13 protein-coding genes are annotated in these 13450 nt (G+C 67.5%); 5 read left to right on the top strand and 8 right to left on the bottom strand.

Going from position 1 to position 13450, the window contains the following annotated elements:
• Positions 1 to 60: 60 nt before the first annotated feature.
• From P1U75_RS03530 to P1U75_RS03520, 3 genes are read right to left on the bottom strand one after another with little or no spacing between them, the layout of a single operon-like run.
• On the bottom strand, positions 61 to 975 hold the full coding sequence (locus P1U75_RS03530; protein ID WP_300239877.1) for a pseudouridine-5'-phosphate glycosidase: 915 nt from the start codon (positions 973 to 975) through the stop codon (positions 61 to 63).
• The gene (locus tag P1U75_RS03525; protein WP_300239875.1) at positions 972 to 1871 is read right to left on the bottom strand and encodes a PfkB family carbohydrate kinase; all 900 of its coding nucleotides are present in this window, start codon (positions 1869 to 1871) and stop codon (positions 972 to 974) included. The genes P1U75_RS03530 and P1U75_RS03525 overlap by 4 nt, the downstream gene beginning before the upstream one ends.
• Before the next feature lie 48 nt (positions 1872 to 1919).
• A complete protein-coding gene (locus P1U75_RS03520) occupies positions 1920 to 2717 on the bottom strand; it encodes a DUF4198 domain-containing protein (RefSeq protein WP_300239873.1) in 798 nt (265 codons plus the stop codon).
• 1 nt (position 2718) lies between these two features.
• Here P1U75_RS03520 and P1U75_RS03515 point away from each other — a divergent pair, with 1 nt between their 5' ends.
• Positions 2719 to 3864: a HupE/UreJ family protein gene (locus P1U75_RS03515; RefSeq protein WP_300239871.1), complete on the top strand. Its 1146-nt coding sequence runs from the start codon at positions 2719 to 2721 to the stop codon at positions 3862 to 3864.
• Between the two features lie 4 nt (positions 3865 to 3868).
• Here P1U75_RS03515 and P1U75_RS03510 read toward each other — a convergent pair whose 3' ends face one another.
• A complete protein-coding gene (locus P1U75_RS03510) occupies positions 3869 to 4489 on the bottom strand; it encodes a thiamine phosphate synthase (RefSeq protein WP_300239869.1) in 621 nt (206 codons plus the stop codon).
• A gap of 156 nt (positions 4490 to 4645) precedes the next feature.
• Here P1U75_RS03510 and P1U75_RS03505 point away from each other — a divergent pair, with 156 nt between their 5' ends.
• On the top strand, positions 4646 to 5392 hold the full coding sequence (locus P1U75_RS03505) for an RNA methyltransferase (protein WP_300239867.1): 747 nt from the start codon (positions 4646 to 4648) through the stop codon (positions 5390 to 5392).
• A gap of 12 nt (positions 5393 to 5404) precedes the next feature.
• On the opposite strand, the gene P1U75_RS03500 is transcribed toward P1U75_RS03505, so the two are convergent.
• The 3 genes from P1U75_RS03500 to P1U75_RS03490 form a co-directional block, all read right to left on the bottom strand.
• Positions 5405 to 6094, bottom strand: a complete 690-nt coding sequence (locus P1U75_RS03500; RefSeq protein WP_300239865.1) for an SH3 domain-containing protein — start codon at positions 6092 to 6094, stop codon at positions 5405 to 5407.
• A gap of 110 nt (positions 6095 to 6204) precedes the next feature.
• Positions 6205 to 6843 carry an SH3 domain-containing protein gene (locus tag P1U75_RS03495; RefSeq protein ID WP_300239863.1) on the bottom strand — a complete coding sequence of 213 codons (639 nt, stop codon included), beginning with the start codon at positions 6841 to 6843 and terminating at the stop codon, positions 6205 to 6207.
• Between the two features lie 116 nt (positions 6844 to 6959).
• Complete coding sequence (locus tag P1U75_RS03490) at positions 6960 to 7502, bottom strand: SH3 domain-containing protein (RefSeq protein WP_300239861.1); 543 nt, start codon at positions 7500 to 7502, stop codon at positions 6960 to 6962.
• A 181-nt stretch (positions 7503 to 7683) separates the two neighbouring features.
• Between P1U75_RS03490 and ctaA the strand changes: the two genes are divergently transcribed.
• The 3 genes from ctaA (at position 7684) to glpD (ending at position 12144) form a co-directional block, all read left to right on the top strand.
• Positions 7684 to 8835 carry a heme A synthase gene (gene ctaA / locus P1U75_RS03485; RefSeq protein WP_300239859.1) on the top strand — a complete coding sequence of 384 codons (1152 nt, stop codon included), beginning with the start codon at positions 7684 to 7686 and terminating at the stop codon, positions 8833 to 8835.
• A 3-nt stretch (positions 8836 to 8838) separates the two neighbouring features.
• Entirely contained in the window at positions 8839 to 10314 is a 1476-nt protein-coding gene (locus P1U75_RS03480) for a carboxypeptidase M32 (RefSeq protein WP_300239856.1), read from the top strand.
• Positions 10315 to 10554: 240 nt separating this feature from the next.
• Positions 10555 to 12144 (top strand): glycerol-3-phosphate dehydrogenase, encoded by a 1590-nt coding sequence (gene glpD, locus P1U75_RS03475; protein ID WP_300239854.1) that lies wholly within the window; start codon positions 10555 to 10557, stop codon positions 12142 to 12144.
• A 4-nt stretch (positions 12145 to 12148) separates the two neighbouring features.
• On the opposite strand, the gene P1U75_RS03470 is transcribed toward glpD, so the two are convergent.
• Positions 12149 to 13444 carry an ArgE/DapE family deacylase gene (locus P1U75_RS03470; RefSeq protein ID WP_300239851.1) on the bottom strand — a complete coding sequence of 432 codons (1296 nt, stop codon included), beginning with the start codon at positions 13442 to 13444 and terminating at the stop codon, positions 12149 to 12151.
• Between the last annotated feature and the right edge of the window lie 6 nt (positions 13445 to 13450).

The raw sequence follows: 13450 nt of genomic DNA, 5'->3' as shown, positions 1-13450 counted from the left end.
ATATGGATTCGCCGGCCACTCTACAATGACAAGACGGTGCGAACAGCGCTGGATTCGCGGTCAGGTCGACACCTTGCGCAAGGCTTGGGCGATCTGCGCCGCCAGCACCGCGTTGTTGCGCACCAGCGCGATATTTGCGCGCAGCGACTTGCCCCGCGTCGCCTTGAACACCCGGTCCAGCAGGAACGGCGTGACCGCCTTGCCGGTGATACCCTCCTCGTCGCATTCGATCTGCGCGGCGGCGATGATCGGCGCCAGAACTTCGGTCGGGATTTCGTCCGCTTGCGGGATAGGATTCGCAACCAGCTGGCCGCCGGGCAGGCCAAGCGCCCGCCGCGCCGCATGGGCGCGGGCGATGGTCTCGGCGTCGTCCATGCGCAACGGCGCGGGAAACAGCGAACGGCGCGACCAGAACGACGGGAACACATCCTGCCCCGGCACGATCACCGGCACGCCGAGGGTTTCCAGCATCTCCAGCGTCTTGCCGATGTCGAGGATCGACTTCGCCCCGGCCGAGACCACGGTGACCGGGGTCTGCGCCAGTTCCTGCAGGTCGGCTGAAATGTCAAAACTGGTCTCGGCGCCGCGGTGCACGCCGCCGATGCCCCCCGTGGCAAAGACCGCGATGCCGGCATGATGCGCCGCGATCATGGTGGCCGCGACCGTGGTGGCGCCGGTGCCGCCACTGGCCAGGCAGGGGGCCAGATCGGCGCGCGACAGCTTGGCCACCCCTGTCATCTTGCCCAATGTCTGCAACAACTCGCTTTCCAGCCCGATGTGGAGCCGTCCCTCGATCACCGCCACGGTGGCCGGGGTCGCGCCGGCCTCGCGGATGTCGGCCTCGACCCGATGCGCCATCGCGACGTTCTGCGGATAGGGCATCCCGTGGGTGATGATGGTGCTTTCCAGCGCCACCAGCGGCTGCCCGGAGGATCGGGCGCGGGCGGCCTCGGCGGAAAAGGTCATGTAAATCATTGCAATGTCTCCCCTGAAACGTGGCGGGCGGCGGCGGCCAGCGCGCGGCGCAGCGCCGCCTCGCGCGGATGCCCCCGGGTCTCGGCGGCGATATGCGCCGCCATGAAGGTATCCCCGGCGCCGGTCACGCGGGCCATGCAGACCTGCGGCGGCGCCAGGGTGATCACGCCATCGTGGCGGGCATCGGCGGCCGGGCGGGCGCCGTCGGTGACCAGCACCCGCGCGGCCCCCCGTTGCAGCAGCGCCGCAGCGGCGCTTTCGGCACTCTTGAACTGGCAGCCGCTCAGCAGTCCGGCCTCTTCGAGGTTGACATAAAGTGTGCTGCGTCCATGGCCCAGGAACCGCGCGATGCGCAGCACCTTGCCGGGCGAGGCCGGGGCGATGCACAGATCGGCTGCGGAAAAGGCGGGGCTTTCGGCGATCTCGGCCAGCAGGGTTTCGGTCAGGTTGCCGTCCAGCGCGATGATCCCGGCATAGGGCGCGCCCACGTCGCCCAGCGTGCCGTCCATGAGCGGAGCGAGGATCGCCGCCCCGGCGGCCTCCAGCGTGCGGGCGTCGGCGATGGCCGCGATCAGCCCGTTGGCCGCCTCGACCGCCATGTAACGGTCGGTGGGCAACCCCTCGGGGCGATGGATGTGATCGGTGATCAGGCCCAGCCGGGCGCAGGCGGCGATCAGCGCGTCGCCCTCCGGGTCCCGGCCAACCGCGCTGAGCAGTGTCGGCACCAGCCCCTCGCGCGCCAGCGCCATGGCGATGTTCAGCGCCACCCCTCCGGGCAGGCGGCTGATTCGTCCCGGCACGTCCGAGCCCTGCCGCATGGCACCGGAGGCCCGGCCGATCACGTCCCAAAGGACGCTGCCGATGCACAGGATCGGGAAAGGGGCGCGCACGTTCATGCACAGGTTGTGCCGCCATTTGACGCAGGGCGCAAGCGCCGGGGCCGGTCACGGCACGGAAAATGTCATGGCTGCCCAAAGGGTTTCCCAGACCGCGGCCTCCTCCTCCGGTGCCGGGCGCAACACCACCGCGTCGAGCAGGTAGACATGGCCCGCAGTGACCGGAATCAGCGCCCCGCCCGCCGCATCAGTGCGCCGCAGGGTGACGGTGACGGTGCCGTCCGGCGCCCGGTCGAACACCTCCACCTGCGCCAGCGCCCTTGGTGTGCCCCGGTACAACACGCGCACCGGAAAACCGCCAGACATATCGTCGGTATAGGGATTGGCCAGCGCCACGAACTCGGTCTCCATGCCGGTCGGCGCATCCATCCCCCGCGCCGCGCCGACGCCGACCAGCGCCTTGGCGTAGCGGGTATAGATTTCGCTGAACCCGTCCTCCGGCAGGCCGCGATTCAGGTGTCGGGCGCGGACGTCGGGGAAATCCTTGTGCGCGGCGAAGGAGGCGAATTTCTCCCACTCCGCATAGCGTACGGTCGAGGCGGTGGACTGGTGCAGGATCACCACCAGCCCCTCCGCCCCCGCAACAGTGGAAAGCGCCGGCAGATCGCCCATGCGACCGGCATAGGGCACGGCCCGGCCATCGAGGATCAGCTCGAACCGGGCGGTCTGGGCGGAGAAATAGGGATAGGCCGATCCGACGAAATTCTGTCCGATCCGCAGGTCGGCCCGCAGCGGCGCGCCGGGCTGCACTTGATAGTTTTCCGGGGCGATCCAAAACTCATGGGAAGACGCGGGACCCGCGATCAGACAGATTGTGGCCAGCACAATGGGGAAAACACGGGTCAAAATGTACAATCCTTTCCGAGCCTGCGCGATAAACCTGATCGCTGCGCTGCTGCTGTCAAGTCTTTGCGCCCTGTTTGCCGCCGGTGCGGCGCGCGGGCATGAGGTCACCCCGACCATCGCCGACCTGGAGGTGACGGGCGGTGTTCTGACCCTCGACATAAGACTGAATGCCGAGGCCTTCGTCGCCGGCATCAACCTCGACGGGCTGATCAATACCAACGCCTCTTCTGGATCCGCCCGCTATGACAGCCTGCGTGCGCTGCCGCCGGAGGAGTTCGCGCCGCGCCTGCGCGCCTTTGCCGAAACCTGGGCCGGACAGATCAGGGTCACGGCAAACGGGCCGGTGCCGCTGGCGGTGGAGGCGGTGCGCGTGCCCGAGGTCGGCGATGCGGAACTGCCGCGCGCCTCGCACCTGGTGCTGACCGGTCGGGTGCCGGCGGGTAGCGACACGCTGACCCTGGCCTGGCCCTTCGGCTCCGGCGGCCTGGTGCTGCGCCAGCAGGGGGTCGAGGATCCCTTTACCGGCTATATTGCCGGCGGCATCCAGAGCCCGCCGATCCCACTGCAGGGCGGCGCGATCCAGACCGGCTGGCAGGCCTTTGCCGACTATGTCCCGGTGGGCTTCGACCACATCCTGCCAAAGGGGCTGGATCACATCCTGTTCGTGCTGGGGCTGTTCTTTCTCTCGACCCAATGGCGGCCGCTGCTGTGGCAGGTCAGCGCCTTTACGCTGGCGCATACGGTGACCCTGGCGCTGGGGGCGCTGGGATGGGTCAGCCTTCCCGGCAGCATCGTCGAGCCGTTGATCGCCGCATCAATCGTTTATGTCGCGGTCGAGGATATCGTCAGCGGCAGGCTCAGCCGCTGGCGCCCGCTGGTGATCTTCGGCTTCGGGCTGCTGCACGGGCTGGGCTTTGCCAGCGTGCTGGGTGAGTTCGGCCTGCCCGAGGCGCAGTTCGTGCCGGCCCTGCTGGGATTCAACATCGGGGTCGAGATCGGCCAGTTGACGGTGATCGCGCTGGCCTTTCTCACCGTCGGACTGTGGTTCGCGCGCAAGAGCTGGTACCGGGCGCGGATCGCGGTGCCGGCCTCGGCCGTGATCGCGGTGATCGGCAGCTACTGGTTCGTGGAGCGCGTGTTCCTCTGACCGCTCAGCCCATCGCGGCGGTCAGCCCCTGCAGCGCGGCGAGCGGATCGTCGGCGCCCCAGATCTCGTCACCGACGCCGAAGAAATCCGTCATCGGGGCCAGCGCCGCCACGGTCTCGGGCGTCAACCCGCCCTCGGCCACCACCGGAATCTCGATCATGTTCGACCACCATTCGAACAGTTCGGGTTCGGCCATCGTCCCGTCGCCGAGCGCGGTGGCGCCCACCGGGCCGAAGCTGATGTAATCGGCGCCGGCCTCGCCCGCGGTCATGCCGTCATGGCGCGAGGTGCCGCAGAAGCTGCCGACGATGGCGTCCGCCCCCAGCGTCTTGCGCGTCGCGCGGACCGAGCGGGCGGCATCGCTCAGGTGCACGCCGTCCAGACCCAGCCGTTGCGCCAGCAGCACGTGATCGGTGATCACCAGCGCGATGTCACGGACATGCGACACCTCGCGCAGGGCATCGGCGGCGCGGGCGATCTCATCCTCGTCACGGCTGGCCAGGGTCAGGCGGATACAGGCGATCTCGACCCCGTCGAGCACACGGGCCATCCGGTCGGGAAACGCCGCAAGGTCAAAAGTGGGGGGCGTGATCAGGTAAAGCTGCGGCTGCTCGGGGGCGTCCATGGCGGCGGTCCTTGGTTGGTTTCGCGCGGGTTTTCGCGGCGGTGTAGCCGATTGGCGCGGGCTTGGAAACGGTTTTGCGAAGGTCGCGCCGGGCCGGGCGCTTGCCCCGCGCGGCGGGCCGCATTAGAGCGGGGCCGAGTTTGACAAGGAGTTCTCATGCCCAGCGACACGCCGCAGCCCGCCTTCGTGCTTGTCCGCCCGCAGATGGGCGAGAATATCGGCGCTGCGGCGCGGGCGATGTGGAATTTCGGGCTGGACCGGATGCGCCTTGTCGCGCCGCGCGACGGCTGGCCCAACCCCAAGGCGGTGGCGATGTCGAGCGGCGCGGGGCGGCTGCTGGACGAGGCCGGGCTGTTCGCGGATGTCGCCGGGGCGGTGGGCGATTGCTCTTTCGTCTTTGCCACCACGGCGCGACAGCGCGGTCTGACCAAGCCTGTTTACAGCCCCGAACGCGCGATGGCTCTGGCCGCCGAGAAGATCGCCGCCGGCGAAAAGGTGGCAGTGATGTTCGGGCCGGAGCGGGCGGGGCTGGAAAACGACGACGTGGCGCGGGCCAACGCGATCATCTCGGTGCCGGTAAACCCGGAGTTTGCCTCGCTCAACCTGGCGCAATGCGTGCTGCTGACCGGATACGAGTGGCGCCGACAGGTCAGCGAGATCACCCATGAGACCGTCGAGATGGCGCGCGCCGACTGGGCCAGCGGCATCGAGATGGAAAAGCTGGCCGCGCATTACGAGGACCGGCTGGGCGAGGCCGGGTTCTTTTTCCCGCCGGAGAAGGCGGAGAGCATGAAGCTGAACCTTCGCAACCTGTGGAGCCGGATGCGGCTGACCCGTGCCGACGTGCAGATGCTGCACGGGGTGATGCGCCAGATGGTGCGCTGGAAGGAACGCGGCGACTGAGCCGCCCGTGGCTTAACGCCCCCGGTGGATGTCGCGCCGTACCGCGTTGGGGTCGTTTCTTTGGGTCTGCCGCGGCGTCGGCGGCTGCTTTGGTTGCGTCCGATGCTGAACCTTCGGTTTCGTGACCTTCGGTTTGGTGGGGCGCTGCACCCTCGGCTGCACTTTTGGTTTCACCGGACGTTGCACCTTTGGTTTCGCCGGCTGCTGCACCTTCGGTTTCGCCGGGCGTTGCACATTTGGCTGCCGACGTGGCTGCGGCTGGACCCGTGGTTGCGGCTGGACCCGTGGTTGCGGTTGAACCCGCGGTTGGGGCGTATACCGGCGCGGCGGGGGCGGCGGCGGGACCACCCGAGGCCGAGGCGGCGTTGGCAGGATGAAGATTGGCGGCGCCGGCCGCATGATCCGATGCGGTGGCCGTGTGCTCAGATAGGAAAAATACACCCACAGCATCAGCCCATCGGGTGTGCGCACATTTGCCCAATTGCCGATCCGCGTCACGATCACCACCCGGGTGCCCGGCGCCAGCACGTCATGGATGCGATAGCGGGTGCCCGGCCCGATCCGGGCGTTCAGGTGGATGCCCTCACCGACATAGAGATAGGCATCGGCGCGTGCGGCACCGGTCGTGACCATCAGCCCGGCCACCAGAATGACAACGGCGAAGAGGGTTTTTATCTTGAAGGACAGTTTTTGCGTATGCATTACCCGTTCATTTTTAAATCCGACTCTGGCATTGCGCAAAGGCTATCGGTGTCGCATGGCCGATTTTCGCCGTTTGGGCGTCACCGGCCCCGGTGGTCAAGGTTCGCAGGTCAAGGTTCGATGCTCTGGCTTTGCGACGCGGTCCACTGCGGCTGGGTGCTCTGCTGCGCCCATTGTTGCGACACCACTTGCCGAGGCCGGTCCTGCACCGGGGACTGGTGCTGTTGCGACCGGTTCCGCTGCGGGCGTTGGCCTGACTGGCCCTGCGGACCCTGGCGCGATTTTCCCGGCCCGCGTGCGTCCGCGCGTTGATCGGATCGCTGACCGGGCGGTTGATCGCGCGCCTGATCGGAACCCTGATCGTTGAAATGACCCTGCTCCGGTCGCGGGTCCTGCCATTGGCCTTGATCTTGCGCCTTGGTGTTTGCCGAAGCCTCGGCTTGCGGCCCCGACTGCGACCCGGACTGCGACCCGGACTGCGGCGCCCGATCCCCGAGGTAGGTGCCAAAAACCCAGGCCTGCGCCCCGTCTGGTGTGCGGACCTGCGTCCAGTCGCCCTGCCGCTGGAGCACCGAAACCTGTGTTCCCGGTTGAAGAACCTGATCCGCCGCGTACTGCGTGCCCGGACCGTTGCGCGCGTTCAGAAAAGTGCCCTGTTGGACATAGAGAACATCATCGGCCTGCGCGGTGACGGCGACAAGCGACAGTGCCGAGGCGATCAGCATGGGGCGAAACAAGCTGCGATACATCTGGGTCTTCCTTGAGGTGGTAAAGACAGAACGGAGCCCGGCCGGGGGGGCAGAATTGGCCGGACTCCGCCGCGATCTCTCGACCGGAACCGGGAGAGATCGTCAGTTCCCCCGGATCAGTTGCCGGGGATCTCCTTGTGGTTCGGGTCTTTCCGCTGCTGCGGCTGATCCTGTTTCTGCGCCTTGCCGGGGGCCTGCTTGGCCGCCTGTTTGGGGGGCTGCTGAGCTCTGCCGGCCTTTTTCGGCTGCGGTTGGGTGGTGTGGTGTTGCGGCGGCTTTTGGGGCTGTGGCTGGGCCTTTGGTTGCGGTGCGTGCTGCGGCGCGGCTTGCGGCGCCTTTTTCGGGCCGCCCTGGGGGGCGGGGGCGGTCGGTTGCGTGGCCTGGTCGATCAGGTAACTGCCGAACACCCACAGCAGCAGCCCCTCGGGCGTGCGCACCTGCGACCAATCGCCCTGATGTTTCAGCACCGTAACCTTGCTGCCCGGCGCCAGCTTTGTCTTGGCGCCATATTGGGTGCCGGGGCCGGAGCGCGCGTTCAGGGTCACGCCCGGTTTGACAAAGCGCAGGGTGTCCGCCTGTGCGGCGCCCGAAGGCCCGAAGGACAGGCCAAAGGCCAATCCCAGCGCAAGGGTCATCGGGGCGAGAAGGGGGCGCAGCATATCAGGTCCTTTCAAATTTCGAACATATCTTCTTGAACGCGGGGCCCGGCGGTCTCCGTCGCAAAGTTTTGCGGTTTTAGGTTTTTTCGTCAGGGCCGGTCGGCGGCCATGGATTGTCCTGTCCCGCCGTGCGGTCTACATGGGGGCGAGTGCAAACAGACGGAACGCGTGGGGCGAGGCAATGGCGACGAAACGGTCCATCTTCGAAGAGGTCGGCGACGAGACGGCGCAGGCGGGCCGCAGCGCCCAGCCGGGGGCGATCGACCGCGGTCGGCGCGGCGCGCGCAGGGGCATCCGCGCCTGGCTGATGGTGCTGTTCGTGCTGGTGGTGGCGATGATCGCGGTGGGCGGGCTGACCCGGTTGACCGACAGCGGCCTCAGCATCACCGAATGGCGCCCGGTTACCGGGGCGATGCCGCCGATGAGCGAGGCCGACTGGCAGGCCGAGTTCGAAAAGTACCAGCAGATCGACCAATGGCGGATCCAGAACCGGTGGATGGAGCTGTCGGACTTCAAGGCGATCTACTGGTGGGAATGGGGTCACAGGCAGTTGGGCCGGCTGATCGGGCTGGTCTGGGCGATCGGCTTTTTCGGGTTCCTGGTGGCGCGGCGGATTCCGCCGGGCTGGACCGGCAAGCTGGTGATCCCCGGTGCGCTTGGCGGGCTGCAGGGCGCCATCGGCTGGTGGATGGTCGCCTCGGGCGTCACGCAGGGCGAGGGGATGACCTCGGTCGCCTCCTACCGGCTGGCCACCCACCTCGGGCTGGCCTTCGTCATCCTCGGTGTGATCGCCTGGTTCGTGTTCCAGCTGGGCCGCGAGGAGCGCGACCTGATGCAGGCGCGGCGCGGGCGCGAGGACAAGCAGTTCAGCCTTGCCACCGGATGGATGCATTTCGCCTTTCTGCAGATCCTGCTGGGCGCGCTGGTGGCCGGGATCGACGCCGGGCGGTCCTATACCGACTGGCCGCTGATGGGTGGGCAGGTGATCCCGCCCGATCCGCTGATGATCGAACCCCTGTGGCGTAATTTCTTCGAGAACCCGGGGCTGGTGCAGTTCATCCACCGGGTCAGCGGCTATCTGCTGCTGATCTTCGGCGTGGTGGTCTGGCTGCGTGGCCGCCGCTCGGCCCATGCCCGAACGCGGTTCGCCTTCAACGCGGCCTTTGCGGCGCTGCTGGTGCAGGTGGGGCTGGGCATCGTCACGGTGATCTATGCCGCGCCGGTGCATGCCGCGCTCACCCACCAGCTGGTCGCGGTGCTGGTCTGGGTGCTGATCCTGCGGGCGCGGTTCCTGTCGCGCTATCCGGTCGCCACATCCATCCGGGAAGGATAAGCCATGCGTGCCTATGAGAATCTGATGCGGTTCCAACGCGACACCGAGGCGCTGGCGCAGGTCGCCGGGCGGCTGGGCTGGGATCAGGAAACCACGATGCCACGCGGCGCCGCCGATCAGCGCAGCGACGAGATGGCGGCGATGGAGGGCGTGCTGCACGCCCGCCGCATCGACCCGCGCGTGGGTGACTGGCTGGACCGGATCGATGACGGTGCGCTCGACCCGGTGGGGCAGGCGCAGATGCGCCATATTCGCAAGAGCTATGCCCGCACCATGAAGGTGCCCGCCGATCTGGCCGCCCGGATCGCCAAGGTCACCAGCAAGGCACAGGGCCAATGGGCGCAGGCGCGGGCGGATGAGGATGTCGCCGCCTTCCTGCCGGTGCTGGAGGAGGTCGTCACGCTCAAGCGCGAGGAGGGGCAGGCGCTGGCGGGTCAGGGCGATGTCTATGACGCCATGGTCGACGATTACGAGCCCGAGATGACAGCCGCCGATCTGGCCGCGATGTTCGACAGCATGCGGCCGCGTCTGGTGGCACTGCGCGCGGCGGTGCTGGCGGCCGAGGCGCCGACACCGCTGAGCGGGCATTTCCCGGCCGGGGCGCAGATGGATCTGGCGCGCAAGCTGGCGGTCACCTTCGGTTATGACATGGCGCGGGGCCGGATCGACAAGGCGGTGCACCCGTTCAGCTCCGGCTCGGGGCATGACGTGCGGATCACCACGCGCACCAACGAGCTGGACCCGTTCAACTGTTTCTACTCCACCATTCACGAGGTCGGGCACGGCTGTTACGAGCAGAACATCGACGACGCCTATCTGCTGACGCCGCTGGGCGGCGGTGTATCGATGGGCGTGCACGAAAGCCAGAGCCGGATCTATGAAAACCAGTTGGGCCGCTCGCGCGCCTTTACCGGCTGGCTTTACGGCCAGATGCGCGAGGCCTTCGGCGATTTCGGCATCACCGATGCCGAGGCGTTCTATCGCTGCGTGAACCGGGTGCACGACGGCTATATCCGCACCGAGGCCGATGAGGTGCAGTACAACCTGCATATCATGCTGCGCTTTGACCTTGAGCGGGCACTGATGAGCGGCGATCTGCAAGTGGCGGATCTGGAGGCGGCCTGGAACGATCGGTTCGCGGCCGATTTCGGCTATGCGGTCGACAAGCCCTCGGACGGGTGCCTGCAGGACGTGCACTGGTCGGTCGGGCTGTTCGGCTATTTCCCGACCTATTCGCTGGGCAATGTCTATGCCGGCTGCCTGCACCGGGCGTTGCGGGCGGCGGTGCCGGACCTCGATGACCAATTGGCGCGGGGCGAGACCGGCGGCGCGACCGCGTGGTTGCGCGACACCGTGCAGCGCCATGGCGGGCTGTACCGCCCCGCCGAGGTGATCGAACGCGCCAGCGGCATGGCGCCGGGAGCAGAGCCGCTGATCGCCTATCTGGAGGCCAAGTTCACGGAGCTTTACCGGTTGTGACCGGGACGGCGGGGGCGTACTCCCGCCGCCTCGCATTCCGGTCGAATTGGCGGATGAGGCGGAAGACGGCTGGGCTTCGCCCATGCATTCGATATAACGTCCTTTTTTCCGTTTTAACGTTTTTCTCATAACCTGATGTTCGCCTTGGCCCGGGATGTTGGGCAAACCCGTTGACTCGCCGCTCAAGTCCCATACACCCGGCGGCAGATGCGGAGGCGACGCAACCGGATGAGCACGGGTATGACAGCACCCCAGGACACTGGATTCCAGGACAATGAGATCGCCGATCTTTTCGTGATCGGCGGCGGGATCAACGGCTGCGGCATCGCACGGGACGCCGCCGGTCGCGGGCTCGGGGTGGTGCTGGCCGAAAAGGGGGACCTTGCGCAGGCGACCTCCTCGGCCTCGACCAAGCTGTTCCACGGCGGGCTGCGCTATCTCGAATTCTTCGAGGTGCGGCTGGTGCGCGAGGCCCTGCGCGAGCGCGAGGTTCTGCTGCGCTCCATGCCGCATATCAGCTGGCCGATGCGCTTCGTGCTGCCCTATCACCGCGATATGCGGTTCGAGGGCGGCACGCCGACCTCCAAACTGCTGACGCTTTTCATGCCCTGGATGCGGGGGCGGCGGCCGGCCTGGCTGATCCGTTTTGGGTTGTTCCTTTACGATCACCTTGGCGGGCGGGGCATCCTGCCCGGCACCCGCACGGTGGATCTGCGCCGCGATCCGGCCGGCGCGCCGCTCAGGGACAAGTTCTTGAAAGCCTTCGAATATTCCGATTGCTGGGTCGAGGATTCCCGGCTTGTGGTGCTGAACGCCCGCGACGCGCAGGCGCGCGGCGCGACGATCCTGACCCGCAGCAAGGTGACGGCGGCACAGGCGGAGGACGGGCTGTGGTCGGTGACGGTCACGGAGGCGGAAAACGGCGAGACCCGCACCATCCGCGCCCGGATGCTGGTCAACGCGGCTGGACCCTGGGTGGGGGATGTGATCTGCGACACCGTGCACCTGACCCAGCAGGCCGGGGTGCGCCTGGTGCGCGGCAGCCATATCGTGACCCGGCGGCTTTACGACCACGACAAATGCTATTTCTTCCAGGGCACGGACGGGCGGATCATCTTCGCCATTCCATACGAGACCAATTTCACCCTGATCGGCACCACCGACGCCGATCATCCGGGTCCCGACACGGCCCCTGTCTGCACCGAGGCCGAGCGCGACTATCTGCTGGCCTTCGCGTCGGAGTATTTCAAGACGCCGGTCACACGCGAGGATATCGTCTGGACCTATTCCGGGGTGCGGCCGCTTTATGACGACGGCTCAAGCTCGGCCACGGCGGCGACGCGGGATTACGTGCTGAAACTGGACGAGCGCGCGGGGGCGCCGATGCTGAACGTGTTCGGCGGCAAGATCACCACCTATCGCAGGCTGGCCGAGGCGGCGCTGGCAAAGATCGCGCCGGTGCTGGGCAATGACCGGGGCGACTGGACCGCCGGCGTGCCGCTGCCGGGCGGCGATTTTCCGGTTGGCGACGTGGACCGGCTGATCGGGGAACTTCGCGGGGCTTACCCGTTCCTCGATGCCCGCTGGGCGCGGCGGCTGGTCCGGGCCTATGGCACCGAGGCGGCGCAGATGCTGGGCGATGCGCGCGCGGCCTCCGACCTCGGGCAGGATTTCGGTGCGAGCCTGACCGAACGCGAGGTGACCTGGCTGATGCGGTGCGAATATGCCCGCCGGGCCGAGGACGTGGTCTGGCGCCGCTCCAAGCTGGGGCTGCGGATGACGGCGGAGCAGATCGCGGCGCTGGACGCCTGGATGCGGGAGAGGGCGTAACCCCTCAGCCCGCCGGTTCCAGCCCGCACCAGTCGGCGATGAACAGGGCCGTGGCCTGGGTCACGCGGCGCATGCTGTCCAGGTCCACGCGCTCGTTGAAGCCGTGGATCGCCTCGGCCCTCGGCCCGTAGACCAGCGCCGGGGTGTCGGCATAGAGGCCGAAGAACCGCGCGTCGGTGGTGGCGGTGATCGCCGCCTTGTCCAGATCGGTGCCGCTGACCCGGCGATGCGCCCCCTCCAGCGCGCCGATGGCGCCCTTGGCTGCCGCGCTCTTGTCCTGCGACAGAGCGTATCCCTCGGCGTGAAAGCCGTGATAGACGATCTCGGGCGTGTTGTTGCGCAGAAAGGCGTTGTCGCGGGCGGCCTGGCGCAGGACATCCTCGATCTCCGCCTTGGCGGCCGCGATGTCCTGGCCGGGAAAGACCCCCATGCGCACGTCGAATACGCACCAGGCGGGCACCGAACTGGCCCAGTCGCCGCCCTCGATCTTGCCGATGTTCAGGTTCAGCGCGTGGTCGTGATGGGTGTAATCTGCATGGCGGCAGGCGGGCGCGTTCCAGCGCGCTTCCATCTCGTGCAGCGCCGCGATCAGCGGGATCGCTGCCTCGATGGCGTTCGATCCGCTGCCCGCATAGGCCACATGGGTCGGCAACCCCTTCAGATGCACCTGGAACCAGATCACGCCAAGCTGCGCGGTGACCAGTTGCTCGGCAAAGGGTTCGGGGATCAGCGCCGCCTCGGCGCGATAGCCGCGTTGCATGCAGGCCAGCGCGCCATTGCCGGTGCATTCCTCCTCGACCACCGACTGGAAAAAGACATCGGCGGCGGGCGCAAATCCGCAGGTCCGCAACGCGTCCAGCGCGAACAGGTTCGAGGCCAGCCCCGCCTTCATGTCACCGGCGCCGCGCCCGTACATCCAGCCCTGCTCGACGCGCGGGGCAAAGGGGGGGCTGTCCCACATCTCCAGCGGGCCCTCGGGCACCACGTCGATATGCCCGTTCAGGATCAGCGAGCGACCGTTGCGGCTGGCAGACCAGTGCGTGCCCACCACGTTCACCGCGTCCTCGTAATCGCCGATCACCGGGGAGAATCCGGGCATGTCGCGGATCACGGCGACGTCGATCTGCCAGCGGTCCACGTCCATCCCGCGCTCCGCCAGTTCGACGGCCATGAAATCCTGCGCGCTTTGCTCGTTGCCCCGGGTCGAGGGGTGCGCGGTCAACTCCGACAGGAAGGCGATCTGGTCGTCGAAGCGATCGTCGACGGCGGCAAGGAGGCGGGTTTGCATGTCGGTGTCCATGGAGGT

Source organism: Antarcticimicrobium sp., assembly GCF_029212575.1.
GTDB lineage: Bacteria > Pseudomonadota > Alphaproteobacteria > Rhodobacterales > Rhodobacteraceae > Antarcticimicrobium.
This window is presented reverse-complemented; position numbering and strand designations above follow the sequence as displayed.